Here is a 15,117-nt window from a genome sequence, read left to right on the forward strand (position 1 = left end):
AGCGTCACGGTCGTGGTGCCTCTTGCTGTCTTGGAAAGAGCATGCGGAACACCGTGAGTCCATCCTGAGATTGGGCATCGATTGTTCCGCCGTGGGCCTGCACGATGGCGCGGGTGATGGGCAGACCCAGACCTGCACCCTCGGACTCCGGATGCGCCCGTGATGGATCAGCCCGGTAGAACCGATCGAAAAGCCGGGGCAGTGCCAAAGGATCTATGCGTTCTCCCGAGTTTTGCACCGTCACGAGGGTGCCTTCGACTGTCTCGTCAACCTTTACCACCACCGTGCCTCGGTGATGGGCGTGGCGCAGGGCATTGGACAGCAGATTGCTCAGTGCCCTGCGGAACATCAGGCGATCACCCAGGATGGCACCGTCGCCGTGCAGGCTCAGCGTGATGCCCTTTTCTTCCGCCACGGCTTCATAGAACTCCAGCAAAGCCTGTGCATCCTGGGCGGCCGAAAACGGCTCCTTGTGAGGAAGGTCCACCCCCCGTTCCGTCTTGGCCAGAAAGAGCATGTCCGAGACCATGCGGGCGAGGCGCTGGTACTCCTCCGCATTGGATTCCAGGGTGTTGCGGTAGGTCTCGGCATCACGCCTGGCGGACAAGGCCACCTGCGTCTGCGTCAGGAGATTGCTGATGGGGGTACGCAACTCGTGTGCCAGGTCAGAAGAGAATTCCGACAACCTCCGGAAATCCTCCTGCAGGCGATCCAGCATCTGGTTGAGTTCCCGGGCGAGGTCGGCCATCTCGATCGGAACAGCCTCGACGGACATGCGCTGGCTGAGCTGCTGGCCTGTGACGACAGAGGCCCGGGCTTTCATCGCCCGCAAGGGGGCCAGGCCCTTGTAGGCGGCAAACCAGCCCAGCACACCACTGACGCCGACGGCCAGCACCGCATACAACGCGAAGGTGCGCCGCAACTGGGCCATGAAATGCGTGTGGTGTACCGTGTCGATGGCGACCAGAACATCAAGTCTGTCGGATGAGGCATCGGCCAGGTTGGCCTGGAATCTCAGGCTGCGGAATTCATGGCCCTTGTCACGCCAGTCCTGAATGGCCGTCTGCGCACTGGCAGCGTGCGCCACCCACAACGACTCTGGTGGCTGAAATCCATTGGATCTGAAAATGGTTTCCCCTTGCCTGGATGCGACGAGGGCATACAGGCCATGGTGGTTGCCCAATGCCTCACCCAATCGCCACCGAGCGTCGTCGGTGGAATTGGCGGTGGTCAGGATCTCCTCGATCAGGTGCTGCTTGTCCTGCAGGGAGGATCGGTCCAGGTCCACGAAATGCCGCTCCGTCAGGACCATGAACAACACACCCAGACCCAGCACGATGGCCGCCGCCGCCATCGTGAAGAAAACGGTCAGCCGGCTCGTGAGCGAAAACGACCGCCACACTCAGGGGGTCTCCGGCATTTCCAGCACGTAGCCCATGCCGCGCACGGTCTGGATCAGTTTGGGTTCCTGCCCCTCGTCGATCTTGAGGCGAAGGCGCCGCATCGCCACTTCGATGACGTTGGTGTCGCTGTCGAAGTTCATGTCCCAGACCTGTGAAGCGATCAGGGAGCGGGGAAGCACCTCGCCCTGTCGCCGCATCAGCAACTCCAGCAAGCCGAATTCCTTGGCCGTCAGGTCGATGCGCCGGCCGTTGCGGGAGACCCGGCGGCGCAGCAGGTCCAGCTCCAGATCCGCCACGCGCAGTGTAGTGGGCTCGGTACCGCTGCGCCCTCTGCGCAGGATGGTGCGTACCCGGGCCAGCAGTTCGGCGAACGAGAAGGGCTTGACCAGATAGTCGTCTGCGCCCAGCTCCAGGCCCTTGATCCGGTCCTCGACCTGGTCGCGGGCGGTCAGGAACAGCACGGGCATGTGCAAGCCACGCCTGCGCAGGGACTGGAGCACTTGCCAGCCGTCCATCCCGGGCAGCATCACATCCAGGATCACCAGATCGTGCTCGCCCTGCAGCGCCAGATGCAGCCCGTCCAGCCCGTCCTGCGCCAGGTCCACCACGAATCCAGCCTCTCGCAATCCTTGGCGCAGGTACTCGCCGGTCTTCGGTTCATCCTCGACGATCAGGATCTTCACGCACTCGCTCCGCTGTGTGGCATGGCGTGCAGTGTGCAGAGTTTCAGGGCGACTGGCCTGCAGATGACAGAAATGTCATCTTGCCGACAGCATCCTGACGGCCTCGGGTTTTCAGAATCTCCCTCCAACAAGTGTCGAGATTGCCCCCGAGGAGCCCATGTCCACCACGAACCATCCTGTTGCTGTCAAAGACCTGCTGCCGTGGGCGTTAGTCTTGCTGGCAGGCACGGCAGCAGCGCAATCGCCTGCCGCACCGACCCAACCGGCCATGCCGGCCATGCCGGCCATGCCGACCAGGCTGCAGTACACCTCCACGCTGAGCGGTTACCAAGCCTATGCGGACGAACCCGTCCAGTCCTGGCGCGAAGCCAACGACCGGGTGGGGCGTATCGGGGGCTGGAAGGTGTATGCCAAGGAAAAACCCCCGGGAGTGGCTCCGACTGCAGAAACACCGGCTGCACCGCTGCCCCACGGTGCCCACCACGGAGGTGGCAAGCCATGAAGCGTGTCCTGGACGCTTTCCGTGGCCGGCTGATGCTGTCCACCATCACCCTGGCCGCACTGTCCGGTTGTGCCAGCGTCAGCCTGGAACAGCAGATGGCGAAGGTCAATGACGAGACGGGATCTTTCACCGACGGACGACTGGCCCTGGCGCGCACCGACCGCGAGCGCACCCAGCGGGCACAAACCGCAGCCGACTTGCTGAAAGCGCCCGTGGGGCAGCGTGAGGCCGTGCATCTGGCCCTGGTCAACAGCCCGGCCTTGCAAGCCCTGCTGGCACGGGGATGGGCCGAATCGGCCGATGCTGCACAGGTGGGCCGCATCGCCAACCCGGTGTTCAGTTTAGAGCGCATGGTCGCCGGCAGCGAACTGGAACTGGGGCGCGCCTTGTCCTTCGGGTTGCTGGATCTCCTGACCCTTCCCAGTCGCCAAGGCATCGCCCGACGCCAGATCGACCAGTCGCAACTGCGGCTTGCCAGCGAGGTGGTGGACCAGATCACGCAGGTGCGCCAAGCCTGGGTTCGTGCCGTCACGGCACAACAGACGTTCGCGTATACCCAGCAGGTCTTGACCAGTGCCGAAGCCAGCGCGGACATCGCTCGTCGCCTGCAGTCCGTCGGCACCTTCAACCGGCTCAGCCGGGCGCGTGAACAAGCGTTCTACGCCGACGCCGCCACCCGACTCGCCACGGCGGGTCATCAGGCCACGGCCAGCCGGGAAGAGCTGGTGCGCCTGCTGGGGCTCGATGAAACGCAGGCGCAGGCCCTCCGCTTGCCCGAGCGCCTGCCCGATCTGCCCAAGCAGGCACTGGAACCCGATGCCGTGGGGTCGCTCGCCACCCGTGGCCGCCTGGACATTCGCCTGGCGCAGGCGGAGCTTCAGACCTCCGCCCAAGCACAGGGGCTGAACACGTTCACCAGCTTCACGGACATCGAGCTGACCGCACGGCGCAACACCCGGTTCGACAACGAATCAGGGACGAAGTCCACCGCACGGGGATTCGAGATCGACGTGCGCCTGCCGGTCTTCGACTGGGGCGGGCTGCAACGTGATGCCATGAACGCACGCACGCTGGCCGCCACGAACCGACTGGAGGCCACGCTCCGGGTTGCGGGTTCCAGCCTGCGCGAGAGCTACTCGGCCTACCGCACGGCCTATGACATTGCCCGCCACCACCGCGACGAGGTCGTGCCGCTGCGCAAGGTCATCTCGGAAGAGAACCTGCTTCGCTACAACGGGATGCTCATCGGCGTGTTCGAGCTGCTGGCCGACTCGCGGGACCAGGTGAGCACCGTGATGGCCGCCATTGATGCGGAGCAGCAGTTCTGGCTGGCCGACGCGGCGCTGCAAGCCTCGCTGATCGGCCGTCCCACCAACACCACCCTGTCCGTGAATGCCAGTGCGCCCAGTGGGGGCGGTGCTGGTCACTGAGGGAAAGACCCGTTCCATGACATCCAGACGAGATTTTTTCAGATACGCCGGGGTGACCGGCGGAGCCGTGGCCATCAGTGCGGTGAGCCGTGTGGCGATGGCGGCACTGCCCGAGCCGGTGATCCAGACCCGGCCGGACACCATGCCGCCGCTGGTGCCCGACAGTGGCACGCCCTATAACCCGGTGGTCACCCTCAACGGGTGGACCCTGCCGTGGCGCATGAACCAGGGCGTCAAGGAGTTCCACCTGGTGGCCGAACCGGTGGTGCGCGAGATGGCGCCGGGCTTCAAGGCCCACCTGTGGGGCTACAACGGCCAGAGCCCGGGGCCGACCATCGAGGTGGTCGAGGGCGACCGCGTGCGGGTCTTCGTCACCAACAAGCTGCCCGAGCACACCAGCATCCACTGGCACGGCCAACGCCTGCCCAGCGGCATGGATGGGGTGTCGGGCCTGACACAGCCCTCCATTCAACCCGGCAAGACCTTCGTCTACGAGTTCGTGGCACGCCGTCCCGGCACCTTCATGTACCACCCGCATGCCGACGAGATGACGCAGATGGCCATGGGCATGATGGGTTTCTGGGTGACCCACCCGAAGACCCGGCATCCACTGATCGACGAGGTGCAGCGGGACTTCTGCTTCCTGCTCAACGCCTACGACATCGACCCGGGCAGCTACACGCCCAAGACGATGACGATGACGGACTTCAACCTCTGGTCCTGGAACAGCCGCATCTTTCCGGGCATCGACACGCTGAACGTGCGCCTGAACGACAAGGTGCGCATCCGCATCGGCAACCTGACCATGACGAACCATCCCATCCACGTCCATGGTCACGAGTTCACCGTGACGGGGACTGACGGCGGGCCGACACCCAAGGCATCCCGGTGGCCGGAGGTGACCGCCGACATCGCGGTCGGTCAGATGCGCCAGATCGATTTTGTGGCGGATGAAGAGGGCGACTGGGCGTTCCACTGCCACAAGAGTCACCACACGATGAACGCCATGGGCCACAACGTGCCGACGCTGATCGGTGTGGACCACAGCGGGGTGGCCCGGAAGATCAACAAGCTGATCCCCGAGTACATGGTGATGGGCGAGCGGGGCATGGCCGACATGACCGAGATGGAGATGCCCATCCCCGACAACACTGCGCCCATGATGACCGGGGAAGGCCCGTTCGGCTCGGTGGAGATGGGCGGCATGTTCAGCGTGCTCAAGGTGCGCCGTGACCAGAAGCCGGGCGACTACAAGGATCCGGGCTGGTTCAAGCACCCCGAGGGCACTGTGGCCCACGAATACACCGGTCCGCTGGCTGAGCCGGCACGCTTCAAGGCCGAAGGAGGGCAGTCGATGCCCCGCGTCCAGTCGCCGGCCAAGGTCACTGAAGTTCAAGTTCGCAAACCCGCGTCGCACAGCGGCCACTGAGTTCCTTCCACCCCACCCCTGGAGATCCCCTGATGCTTTCCAAGCTTTCGCGCACACAACAACTCATCACCGTCGCCGCATTGGCTTTGTCGAACACGGCGTTTGCCGGCGGTACGCATGGGGGCGGCCACGATGCGGCAGAAACCGCCATCGGCAAGCCCGGCGTGGCGGCCAAGGCAGCCCGCACGGTGACCATCGAGATGAGCGACGCCATGCGCTACACGCCGTCGGACATCCAGGTCAAACAAGGCGAGACCGTCCGCTTCATCGTGAAGAACAGCGGCAAGGTCAAGCATGAGCTGAGCCTCGGCACCGAAAAGGAACTGCTGGAGCATCTGGAACAGATGAAGAAGTTCCCGGACATGGAGCACGACGAGCCGAGCAAGGTTTCGCTGGCCCCCGGCAAGCAGGGTGAAATCGTCTGGCAGTTCACCAAGGCTGGGGCGGTCAACTTCGCCTGCCTGATGCCCGGGCACTACGAAGCCGGCATGAAGGGCGCGGTCAAGGTCGCCAAGAAGTAACGCAGCCGTCCACCAGGAGCCTTGTCGATGCACCCGGCTGTACCTTCACTGAATCCCCGGCGACGCACACTGCTGTTGGGTGTGCTTGCGTTGAGTGCGGCCACGCCGACCTTGGCAAAAAAACCGCAAGTCGTAGCAGTCCCCATTCAGGTCTGGAAAGACCCCAGTTGCGGCTGCTGCAAGGATTGGATCGCGCATCTCGAAAGGAATGGCTTTGCCGCGACAGCTCTTGATCAAGGCAATAGCGCGGCTCGGGTTCGGCTCGGGATGCCCCAGAAATATGGCTCCTGCCACACCGCGCTTGTTCAGGGCTATGTGATCGAAGGACATGTCCCGGCCGCGGACATCCAGCGTCTGCTCAAGGAACGACCCAAGGCCCTGGGGCTGGCGGTGCCGAGCATGCCCCTCGGGTCACCCGGGATGGATGGCCCCGTCTACGGAGGGCGCCACCATCCCTATCAAGTGCTGCTGGTCCAGAAGGACGGCTCAGCGCAGGTTTTCAACTCCTACTCGTGAAGAAACCATGAACTCATTCAAACAGATTCTCGTCATCTTCGCCCTGACTTTGGGTGTCGCCTTGTCCATGAGCAGCTTCGCTCAGACAGCGATGGAGCCAGGCAAGATGGACATGTCGCAGCAGGCCGCCATGACAGATGGGGAGGTGAAGAAGATTGACATGGAGGCTGGAAAGATCACCCTCAAGCATGGCGACATCAAGCACATGGACATGCCCGGCATGACCATGGTGTTCACCGCCAAGGACAAGAGCCTGCTCACCAACGTGAAGCCTGGCGACAAGGTCAAGTTCATGGTCGTTCACGAGGGCGGCAAGATGTTGGTCACGTCCATCCAACTGGCGAAATGAGCATGCAGGGCCTGCGTGAACCTGCTGGTCATGTTGCCCGAGATGCCGCGGCGAGGTCTGGGCTGCTGGACGAGTCCCAAGGCTATGGCCTCGTCTCGAAAGTGTTGCACTGGGTCGGCGGCTTGATGGCGCTATTGCTGTTCGGTGTCGGCACAGCCGTCTGGTTCACCAGTGGTTCTGACAGTTCCCACCTGCATCACAGGTTGTCGGCCCTGCATATTGCGCTGGGCGGCTTGTTTGCTCTGCCTTTGCTGGTCAGGGTATTGTGGCGCCTGTCAAGTTTTTGGGCAGGGCGCCACCCATTACCGGTTCCCAGCCAAACCGGGATGAGAAGGCTTGCGTGGACAGTGCAGTTTGGTTTGCTCACCATGCTGACGGTACTGATCGTCAGCGGACCACTGCTGCGGTGGTGGAGCGGAAATCCGATCGAACTGTTCGGAGGGTGGTACATCCCCAATCCTTTAGAGGACAACAAGCTTCTGCGAGTCTATACACGGGCCATTCACCAGCGCGCTTGGCAAATCATGGCCGTGCTGCTGGTGTTCCACATCGGGGGTGCGCTGCTGCATCGGCGTTTGTCGTGGCAACGCATGCGATGGTTTGATTTTAGGTCTCGATGTCAGCCTTAATAAGTCAGGTCAATTTCATCGGCTCGCGAGTCAAGGTTGATTTTATGGCGACGCTCGGCTTTGTTGCACAACTCCGCCGAAGCCGAGTTCCCCCTGACCCCAGACGGAGTTACGCCATAGCCTGCGTCACCGGGGTGCCCAGGTGGGTGAAGCGGTTGAGCACCGCAGCCCGCACCTGCAGCTCCACCACCTGACGCTCGAAGGTGCGCGCCATCACCCGCTCGCCCAGCAGCTTGAAGCAGCGCATCTTCGTCTCCACCAGCGAGCGCCGGTGGTAGCCGCTCCACTTCTTCCAGATCCCCCGGCCCAGCCGGTTCGTCGCCCGCAGTATCTCGTTGCGCGCCGCCGCCCCCGGCCGCTTGGCCTTCCACGGCTGCGCGTTCTTGCGCGTCGGAATCACCGCCTCGGCTCCCCGCTCGGCGATCGCGTCGTGGCAGTCCTGCGTGTCATACGCCCCGTCCCCGCTCACCGACAGCACCGCCTCCTCGTCCGGAATCTGGCTGAGCAGCTCCGGCAGCATCGGCGCGTCACCCACGCTGTTGTCCGTCACCTCGATCGCCCGGATCTCCAGCGTCTCGGCGTCGATCCCCAGGTGAACCTTGCGCCACTGCCTGCGGTACTCCGCCCCGTGCTTCTTGGTCTTCCACTCGCCCTCGCCCAGCATCTTGATCCCCGTGGAATCCACCAGCAGGTGCAGCCCGCCCCGGCTCGGCCGCGCCGTGATCTCCACCGTCAGCCGCTTCTCGCGCCGGCTCATCGTGCTGTAGTCCGGTGCCTGCCAGTCCAGCCCCGACAGCCCCAGCACGCTCTGCACGAACCCCTGCGTCTGGCGCAGCGCCAGTCCGAACAGCACCTTCATCGTCAGGCAGCACTGCACCGCCGCGTCGCTGTACGTCGCCGGTCGCCCCGGCTTGCCGCTGACCGGCGCAGCCTGCCACGCCATGTCCCGGTCCAGCCACATCGTCAGCGAGCCCCGCGCCCTCAGCGCCTTCGTGTACGGCGCCCAGTTCTTCGTCACGTACTTCTGCTTTGCTGGCTTGCTCATCCTGTCAGCCTACCTCACCGCTCGACCATCGGCCGGCGGGGTGGGTTGTGCAACAAAGCCGCGACGCTCGAAGAACGGCCGAGCACGAGTGGCGATCCTGTTGTTGACACAGTCCTCATACCATGCAGGTGGATCCTTCATGTCCCGTAGCAGAAAGTTGTGCCGAATCGCCCGAGCCCGGCATGCCTGATGCAACCGAATTTGCGGATCTACCAATAACCAAGCGGCAAGCTGCATGTACTGGTTGCGCACATGGCATTGGTAGGATTCCAGCGCGACGCGAGTTTCATTGATGGGAACATAGTCATCTGCTCCAATCATGTCCGCAACATGCTGACCCAAGTGGTAGCGCTTGCGCTCTTTTGAGACCATAGCCGTGAGGTGGTGAAACAAGCTCATTTCTTTCAGATCGACTTTTGCCGATTTTCCCGCTGAGAAATCGTCGACATCAGCAATGACCTGGCGAAGCCAGTCAAATGCTGCTTGATCGTAGATTTTGACGGGTGTGACAAAAGCACCTCTCAAGTCGAAGCCGCATTCGTGGCAGGCAGACAAGGGTTCAAACTCGACGTGATTGGGTTGGCCCATTCCGATGCGGTGATAGCTCACCGCGGAATCACATTGCGGGCATCGATCCATCAGCATGCAATTGTGCTTGAGGCACATGGTCTTGATCGCCAATCGCCAGGTTTTTCGGAAATAGGGGACTTTGTCTTCTCGCAAGCAGCTTGGGCAAAACTGCTGACCATAGCCTTCACGCTTCCGGTGATACATCTGCATCAGTTGTATCCACTGGAGCGGCCCAGCTTCTCGGTAGTGCTTGACTAGAACACCATCAAATATTCGCAAGGTTGTTTGCTCTGCTTGTGTCTGATTTGCTCCAGTATGGAGTATCAAATCATCTAGCAACCATTGCGGTGCAAGTCTGTCTATGTCTCTATTCCAGATTTGTCGTTTGTTGCCATACAACATATTGCAAAACGACTGAACCTTGAGCCCGTGCCCATGGGCAAGACGAACCAGCCAACTTGAGAGTAACTCGTCTTCCAGTGGCTTGTATCTGATGGGCCACAAATCTTGATGGAAGCGAGCCATGTGCCTCATAGCGGTGGGCGATAGTTCTTTCTCCGTGATGGGGGAACCCAATCAATCCCTTTGATCAATTTCAAGGATATCTTTTCTTCACCAGACTCAATCGCCTTAATTGCTGCCGCTTTGACAAGATCAAAGATATCTCCTAATGATCCCTCAGCTCGGTTGACGATGGTCAGCAAGGATTCTGGAGAATCCAGATCGGACGGGTGCTTGACAGGAATGCGCTTTTGCAGTGTCGCCAGCAAAATGCCCGTATTTTGATCAGTCTGCCAACTCGGGAGCCTCAAAGGAATGAATCGGCTGGACATTTGCGGATCAGCGTTGAATGCGTTGTACGCCTCGTCAATGCCTGCGGCAACCAGACAGACTTTTGTCTCGTTGCTCAGGCTCTTCAATGCATTCCTGAATTCACGCTGTCGGTTGAGGCTTCCAGCAATCAGATGATGAATTTCATCAATGATCAACATCTTGACGCCGAGTTGCCTGAACAGCAGCTTGATCTGGGAGTATTTTTCGTAGCTAGCGGCTCTGCTTTGATACTTCGCCATGAGAGCATCAAGGATGCGGCTGTAGAAATCCGCGATGTCTGGCTTGGGCGGTGAATCAATCATGACGACAGGGCAAGTCATGATTTCACTTGAGGGGTCCACGTCTGGCGGGTGCAGAGAAAGGAATCTCTCCAGGATGGTGCTCTTCCCGCTGAACGATGCGCCTACCAGCAGCAGGCTCGGCATGCGTGTCACCGTTGGATAGTCGAGCAGCATTTCCATGCGCTCAATGGCTTCCTTTGCATGCGGTAGTGGCAGCCACGATCCTTGCTGTATCGCCCGAATCCTTTCGGCGTCTGACCGCCCCATCAATTCACGCGCCACACTATTCAGATGAGGATATGGAAGGTCTTGAACGGGATCGGCGTTCTGATCGACTTTCTCGATCTTGTTCTTGCCTCTGACTCTTTTGATCTTCTCTGCTGCTGGCGGTGGTGCTTCAATATTCGTCATCCAGTGGCCTTACTTTGGATTGATCATAACCAGGCAGGGCCGGAGGCGCTGCACTTTCCTTCAGGGTGCTGACTTTGGGAAGTTCAGTGTGCATCTTGACGGTCCGAGCCTTGGCGTGTTCCTTCTTGACCTGCTGTGCATGTCGAACTTGCTTGGTTTTTTGCGCTGCGGAGGCTTCAAGATCGCGCTGCCGGTTGAGGTAAGAAAATTTTTCCCGCTCGTCATAGTCCGGTATTCCAAGCTCGCGGGTTTTTTTCTGGGCCTCACGCCATTCCCAAATGCTGATCACCGGCAATCCTATGTCCCGATACGGAATAGCGTAATACTGCCGCACATCTGGATCGTAAAAATATAGCTGACTGATGTCTCTGGGGTCTCGTCGGAATCTGAATTGACGGGCCAACTTTGGGTTTTCTGGATCGCGGGCATTGATCCATGGTCTCAGGACATCATGGTAGTAGAAAATCTTGTCCAAGACGACGCCATAATCTTGTATGGTTCTCTCCTCATAAGGCATGAAATCCATCCGGGCTTTTTCTTCGTCCAAGCGGATCAGTTGGAGTCCGCGTCCCGGCGTAGTCTTGGTCCCAAAAATGCCTTCACGCCACTTTGTCAGCGGAGTAGTGCCGATTCCCCTGTGGATATTGGAGTGATAGCGAGCAAAAACGAGCACCAGCCATTTTTCAAGCTCGCTGAGGGTCATGCATGCATTGCCCTCGGCGTCGTAGTCTCCTTTTTCTTTGGGGCCCGAGAATGTTGCACCTTTGACAGACTTCAGTTCTTCTGAAACAGTGCCCATGAGTCGTTCAATATGAGCGCCGTAGTGCGGCTTCTTGACGGGTCTCAGATTGACATCGATGTCATATTCAGCGCAGGCTGCTTTGAGCATGTTACCCCTGAACTCTCGGGCGTTGTCCATGTGCAAGGTATCCATCACGCCGTAGCAGGGCCATTCCAAATCGGACATTCCCAAACGTAATAGCCACTTATTTTTCGGAAAAATGGCGTGCAGCACACACATTCCTGCAGACATGGCCGAAGGTGGGTCCAGTGTCAGGTACATGCCCACGCACATGCGACTGAACACATCGATGGCCAGTGTGATCCAGGCGCGGTTGATCGGCCTGCGATGTTCATCATCGACAATGATCACGGGCAAGAGCGTATGGTCCATCTGGACAATAGCTAAAGGCCAGTTGGCGTCAGGAATTTTTCCAATCTTTGGGTCGAACCGAAGCTTGGCAACACGATCGCCTTCACGCTGCTTGATTCTGGTTTGTTCATCGATCCATTCGATGTGGCGCCGCACGGTCGTGGCCGCAGGCATTGGAACTCCTGCATTACTGCAGCGACGTCGAACCTCTACGGTGGTTGCCGCGATAGATACCTTCTGCTGGGTGAGGTGAAAATTTTCAATACAGTCTTTGAGGATTGTTTCCACTTCAGGTGACAAGCGGCCTTTCATTTGTCCTCCATCACGCCGGTTAGGCAGTAATGATGACAATAACCCTGTGTTCCTGTACGTGGACAACCAGCGATAAAGCGTCGCCACGCTTATGCCTGCTGCTTCTGCTTGCAGTTTGTATTCCGCACGAGATTGGCGCGTACCTGTTATCCAAGGATCGATGATCGCCCGCCGGGCTTTGGCAATATCCCAGTCGTCTTGTGAAATGCTTTCAAGATCGATAGCCGGTGGAGTTGGTCCTTCGCTTGGCGCTACGGTGCGAGGACTCTGAAGTGAATCCAGTTGCAGAAGTACCTGCTGTTCTGAACCAATCTCTTTCGCCAAGATCAAGTTCATGTCAACCAGACTTTGGACGACATAATCGCGGCCAAGGTGGTGGACAGTTGCTCCCTTGGTGATGCGCATGACGCTGGGTGGCGGCTTTTTCATCATCAGTTTCCAGGCAGCCAGACCTCGACGTTTGAGGACAGCGGTTCTCTGTCTATGTTGAACATGATCCGGTTGCGGACCACCAGGTTCCACAATATCGGTGTCCACTGCGCTTGCTCTTCTGGCGTTGCCCCGAGCATGTCAAGCAGAGACTGAAGTTCAGCGGTTCCCCCCAAGACTTGCAATCGCGCAAGTACGCCGGCTTCTTCTTCGGGAGCGGGTGAGAGGTTTCGATACCTGCGCAAGAACTTCAGATTTGCCAAGCGCTGCGTTCGGATGTCCAGTTCAGTCTTCTTCAGGAAGATCCAACCACGATCGGTTGCGTACTTTTCGGCGACAGCGAACTTCGGCTCAAGATCCTCGGCCTTGCGAGTCAATTCGGCGGTGGTTTTGACCTCGATGAGTTGGGCTGGCGGCCGGTGGCCGGTCGAGTCCTTCCTGAAGGTCACCAGGAGGTCGGGGGTGTAGCGACGTGATTTGCCAGGCACCGGCAGCGTCACCGGCTGCTCGACGTACTTCTCGACGGTCGGGTCGAAGTCAAGGAGCAGCATGTACTCCTTCTCCAGCAACGACTCGAAGCCGATCATGACGTCCGATTTCGAACTGGCGTAGGCGCCAGTGACGAACAGGTGGTTCTTCGGGATCTTTCGTGATGGCATCGGCGGTGGCTCCCTGGTTTTTTGCCGACATGGTGGTCGATTCAGTCTCGGCTGCTTCGAGACATTTTCAGATTTGGTTTTTCGGAACGAACGCAGGTAAACCCTTGGTTGGTTCATCCGCGTGCTCCGATGTCCTCTATCAAGACGACAGGGATGTGTGAGGCCGAGGTGTCTGCACTTGACGGGGCGGGTCCGTTCCGGGCGACGACACGATCTGGCTGGCCTGTGCGATGGTGATGTTCAACGTGCTGGCGGTGGCCAAGTCGGCCATCTGCGCCGCCCAAGGTCAGCAGGTCAAGGCGGCGCTGTCGGACTACGCCATGGCTATCGAGATGCGCAACCTCTGCGAGAGCCTAGACATGATCTTCAACGCCTCGTGCATTTCTCCTGTCAACCAGACCCCTCGACGAGTTCAGTTACCGCGCCATGCGCGGTTGCCACGTCCGCTCCGGGCGTCGCCAGTCGATGCCTTCGAGCAGCATCGACAGTTGTGCCGCGCTCAGCGAGACGCTTCCGGTCTCGGCCTGTGGCCAGATGAATCGGCCTCGCTCAAGACGCTTGGTCAGCAGGCACATGCCGTCGCCATCGCTCCACAGCAGCTTGACCAGATCGCCTCGGCGACCACGGAAGGCGAACACATGGCCTCCGTATGGATCCGCTGCCAGCGTGGCCTGCACCTTGAATGCCAGGCTGTCGATGCCGCAGCGTGAGGTAGCCTGACTTCCGTGGACACCCACTTGACCCGGTGACACGACGAGAAAGACGATGAAGAAGAACCAAAGCTACACAGCAGAGTTCAAGGCGGAAGCGGTAAAGCTGGTGCTGGAACAGAAGCTGTCACACCAGGAAGCGGCGCAGAGAGTGGGCATTCCGAAGGGCTCGCTGAGCAACTGGGTGGCGAGCAGCCAGCGCCGGGGAGCCCAGGCGCTGAAGGCGGCCGAGCCGTCGGTGGCGGAACTGAAGGCCGAGGTCAGCCGGCTGCGCCGGGAACTGGCGCGGGTGGAGATGGAGCGAGAGATCGTAAAAAAAGCGGCCGCGTACTTTGCGAGGGAGTCGTTGCAAGGTACGCGGTCATGAAGGAGTTGCAGGCTCGACACGACTATCCGGTGGCGGTGCTGTGCTCGGCGCTGGGGGTCTCGCGCAGCGGGTACTACGCCTGGTGCGAGCGGCCGGCGTCGGCCCGTCAGCGCGACGACGAGCGGCTGAAGGTGGCCATCCGAGGGGTGCATGCGGCCAGCCGCCAGACCTACGGCACGCGCCGGGTGCTGGTGGAGTTGCGGGCGCAGGGCTTCGAGGCCGGGCGTGACCGTGTGGACCGACTGCGCCGCACGATGGCGCTGCGTTGCCGGCAGAAGCGCTGCTTTCGTGTCACCACGGACTCCGAGCACACGCTGCCCGTGGCTGACAACCTGCTGCAGCAGGACTTCACCGCCAGCGCGCCCGACCAGCTCTGGCTCACCGACATCACCTACATCCGCACCGACGAGGGCTGGCTCTACCTGGCCGGGATCAAGGACATGTACACCCGAGAGATCGTCGGCTATGCGATGGACGAGCGCATGACCCAGCAGCTCTGCCTGCGCGCGCTGGGCCACGCCCATGCCCGGCGCCGACCCCCGCCCGGGCTGATCCACCACTCCGACCGGGGCAGCCAGTATTGCGCCCACGACTACCGTCACGCACTCGATGCACTGGGCATGCGGGCGTCGATGTCACGTCGCGGCAACTGCTACGACAACGCCCCGATGGAGAGCTTCTGGGGGAGCCTGAAGAACGAACTCGTCCACCACCGGCGCTTCGCCACCCGCGCGCAGGCCATTGCCGAAATCACCGAGTGGATCGAGGTCTTCTACAACCGCCAGCGTCGCCATAGCGCCATCGGCAACCTCCCGCCTGCCGTCTTTGCTCGGCAGTTCTATCAACAACTGCGCTCTGCGCATTAACTTTGACTGTCCACGGTT

The 15,117-nt window shown here is 60.4% G+C and carries 16 protein-coding genes; 8 read left to right on the forward strand and 8 right to left on the reverse strand.

Annotation, left to right across the window (positions count from 1 at the left end; all coding sequences use genetic code 11):
* Positions 1-4: 4 nt before the first annotated feature.
* Both U5O44_RS01185 and U5O44_RS01190 read right to left on the reverse strand, forming a co-directional pair.
* Positions 5-1,402 carry a heavy metal sensor histidine kinase gene (locus tag U5O44_RS01185; RefSeq protein ID WP_322586635.1) on the reverse strand — a complete coding sequence of 466 codons (1,398 nt, stop codon included), beginning with the start codon at positions 1,400-1,402 and terminating at the stop codon, positions 5-7.
* Positions 1,403-2,086, reverse strand: a complete 684-nt coding sequence (locus tag U5O44_RS01190) for a heavy metal response regulator transcription factor (protein WP_322586636.1) — start codon at positions 2,084-2,086, stop codon at positions 1,403-1,405.
* A 157-nt stretch (positions 2,087-2,243) separates the two neighbouring features.
* On the opposite strand from U5O44_RS01190, the gene U5O44_RS01195 reads away from it, so the two are divergent.
* Genes U5O44_RS01195 through U5O44_RS01225 form a run of 7 tightly spaced genes read left to right on the forward strand, consistent with a single transcriptional unit; the run spans position 2,244 to position 7,462 of the window.
* Positions 2,244-2,588 (forward strand): hypothetical protein, encoded by a 345-nt coding sequence (locus U5O44_RS01195; RefSeq protein WP_322586637.1) that lies wholly within the window; start codon positions 2,244-2,246, stop codon positions 2,586-2,588.
* Positions 2,585-4,018, forward strand: coding sequence for a TolC family protein (locus tag U5O44_RS01200; protein WP_322586638.1), 1,434 nt, complete (start codon positions 2,585-2,587; stop codon positions 4,016-4,018). The genes U5O44_RS01195 and U5O44_RS01200 overlap by 4 nt, the downstream gene beginning before the upstream one ends.
* Positions 4,019-4,034: 16 nt before the next feature.
* Positions 4,035-5,447: a multicopper oxidase domain-containing protein gene (locus U5O44_RS01205; RefSeq protein ID WP_322586639.1), complete on the forward strand. Its 1,413-nt coding sequence runs from the start codon at positions 4,035-4,037 to the stop codon at positions 5,445-5,447.
* A 32-nt stretch (positions 5,448-5,479) separates the two neighbouring features.
* Positions 5,480-5,968, forward strand: a complete 489-nt coding sequence (locus tag U5O44_RS01210; RefSeq protein ID WP_322586640.1) for a cupredoxin domain-containing protein — start codon at positions 5,480-5,482, stop codon at positions 5,966-5,968.
* A 27-nt stretch (positions 5,969-5,995) separates the two neighbouring features.
* A complete protein-coding gene (locus tag U5O44_RS01215) occupies positions 5,996-6,484 on the forward strand; it encodes a DUF411 domain-containing protein (protein WP_322586641.1) in 489 nt (162 codons plus the stop codon).
* 7 nt (positions 6,485-6,491) lie between these two features.
* On the forward strand, positions 6,492-6,833 hold the full coding sequence (locus U5O44_RS01220) for a copper-binding protein (RefSeq protein ID WP_322586642.1): 342 nt from the start codon (positions 6,492-6,494) through the stop codon (positions 6,831-6,833).
* Positions 6,830-7,462: a cytochrome b gene (locus tag U5O44_RS01225; protein ID WP_322586643.1), complete on the forward strand. Its 633-nt coding sequence runs from the start codon at positions 6,830-6,832 to the stop codon at positions 7,460-7,462. Before U5O44_RS01220 ends, U5O44_RS01225 begins: the two co-directional genes overlap by 4 nt.
* A gap of 109 nt (positions 7,463-7,571) precedes the next feature.
* On the opposite strand, the gene U5O44_RS01230 is transcribed toward U5O44_RS01225, so the two are convergent.
* From U5O44_RS01230 to tnpB, 6 genes are all read right to left on the reverse strand, one after another.
* Complete coding sequence (locus U5O44_RS01230) at positions 7,572-8,507, reverse strand: IS5 family transposase (protein ID WP_322586644.1); 936 nt, start codon at positions 8,505-8,507, stop codon at positions 7,572-7,574.
* A gap of 9 nt (positions 8,508-8,516) precedes the next feature.
* The gene (locus tag U5O44_RS01235) at positions 8,517-9,602 is read right to left on the reverse strand and encodes a TniQ family protein (RefSeq protein WP_322586645.1); all 1,086 of its coding nucleotides are present in this window, start codon (positions 9,600-9,602) and stop codon (positions 8,517-8,519) included.
* A 5-nt stretch (positions 9,603-9,607) separates the two neighbouring features.
* A complete protein-coding gene (locus U5O44_RS01240) occupies positions 9,608-10,603 on the reverse strand; it encodes a TniB family NTP-binding protein (protein WP_322586646.1) in 996 nt (331 codons plus the stop codon).
* A complete protein-coding gene (locus U5O44_RS01245) occupies positions 10,590-12,497 on the reverse strand; it encodes a Mu transposase C-terminal domain-containing protein (RefSeq protein ID WP_322586647.1) in 1,908 nt (635 codons plus the stop codon). The genes U5O44_RS01240 and U5O44_RS01245 overlap by 14 nt, the downstream gene beginning before the upstream one ends.
* Positions 12,498-12,499: 2 nt before the next feature.
* Positions 12,500-13,156, reverse strand: a complete 657-nt coding sequence (locus tag U5O44_RS01250) for a TnsA endonuclease N-terminal domain-containing protein (protein ID WP_322586648.1) — start codon at positions 13,154-13,156, stop codon at positions 12,500-12,502.
* 416 nt (positions 13,157-13,572) lie between these two features.
* The gene (tnpB, locus tag U5O44_RS01255) at positions 13,573-13,908 is read right to left on the reverse strand and encodes an IS66 family insertion sequence element accessory protein TnpB (protein WP_322586649.1); all 336 of its coding nucleotides are present in this window, start codon (positions 13,906-13,908) and stop codon (positions 13,573-13,575) included.
* Positions 13,909-13,921: 13 nt separating this feature from the next.
* Between tnpB and U5O44_RS01260 the strand changes: the two genes are divergently transcribed.
* Positions 13,922-15,099, forward strand: a protein-coding gene (locus U5O44_RS01260; protein ID WP_322586650.1) for an IS3 family transposase whose coding sequence is annotated in 2 segments (ribosomal slippage) — positions 13,922-14,189 and positions 14,189-15,099 — 1,179 coding nt in all. Because the reading frame shifts where the segments join, the coding sequence is not laid out codon by codon here.
* The last annotated feature ends 18 nt before the right edge of the window (positions 15,100-15,117 follow it).

Source organism: Sphaerotilus sp. (assembly GCF_034519685.1).
Lineage (GTDB): Bacteria > Pseudomonadota > Gammaproteobacteria > Burkholderiales > Burkholderiaceae_C > Sphaerotilus.

What these genes read in the sequence shown, in the direction of transcription:
- U5O44_RS01195 (WP_322586637.1), top strand. Translation starts at nt 2,244, where the DNA reads ATGTCCACCACGAACCATCCTGTTGCTGTCAAAGACCTGCTGCCGTGG.
- U5O44_RS01200 (WP_322586638.1), top strand. Translation starts at nt 2,585, where the DNA reads ATGAAGCGTGTCCTGGACGCTTTCCGTGGCCGGCTGATGCTGTCCACC.
- U5O44_RS01205 (WP_322586639.1), top strand. Translation starts at nt 4,035, where the DNA reads ATGACATCCAGACGAGATTTTTTCAGATACGCCGGGGTGACCGGCGGA.
- U5O44_RS01210 (WP_322586640.1), top strand. Translation starts at nt 5,480, where the DNA reads ATGCTTTCCAAGCTTTCGCGCACACAACAACTCATCACCGTCGCCGCA.
- U5O44_RS01215 (WP_322586641.1), top strand. Translation starts at nt 5,996, where the DNA reads ATGCACCCGGCTGTACCTTCACTGAATCCCCGGCGACGCACACTGCTG.
- U5O44_RS01220 (WP_322586642.1), top strand. Translation starts at nt 6,492, where the DNA reads ATGAACTCATTCAAACAGATTCTCGTCATCTTCGCCCTGACTTTGGGT.
- U5O44_RS01225 (WP_322586643.1), top strand. Translation starts at nt 6,830, where the DNA reads ATGAGCATGCAGGGCCTGCGTGAACCTGCTGGTCATGTTGCCCGAGAT.
- U5O44_RS01230 (WP_322586644.1), bottom strand. Translation starts at nt 8,507, where the DNA reads ATGAGCAAGCCAGCAAAGCAGAAGTACGTGACGAAGAACTGGGCGCCG.
- U5O44_RS01235 (WP_322586645.1), bottom strand. Translation starts at nt 9,602, where the DNA reads ATGGCTCGCTTCCATCAAGATTTGTGGCCCATCAGATACAAGCCACTG.
- U5O44_RS01240 (WP_322586646.1), bottom strand. Translation starts at nt 10,603, where the DNA reads ATGACGAATATTGAAGCACCACCGCCAGCAGCAGAGAAGATCAAAAGA.
- U5O44_RS01245 (WP_322586647.1), bottom strand. Translation starts at nt 12,497, where the DNA reads ATGAAAAAGCCGCCACCCAGCGTCATGCGCATCACCAAGGGAGCAACT.
- U5O44_RS01250 (WP_322586648.1), bottom strand. Translation starts at nt 13,156, where the DNA reads ATGCCATCACGAAAGATCCCGAAGAACCACCTGTTCGTCACTGGCGCC.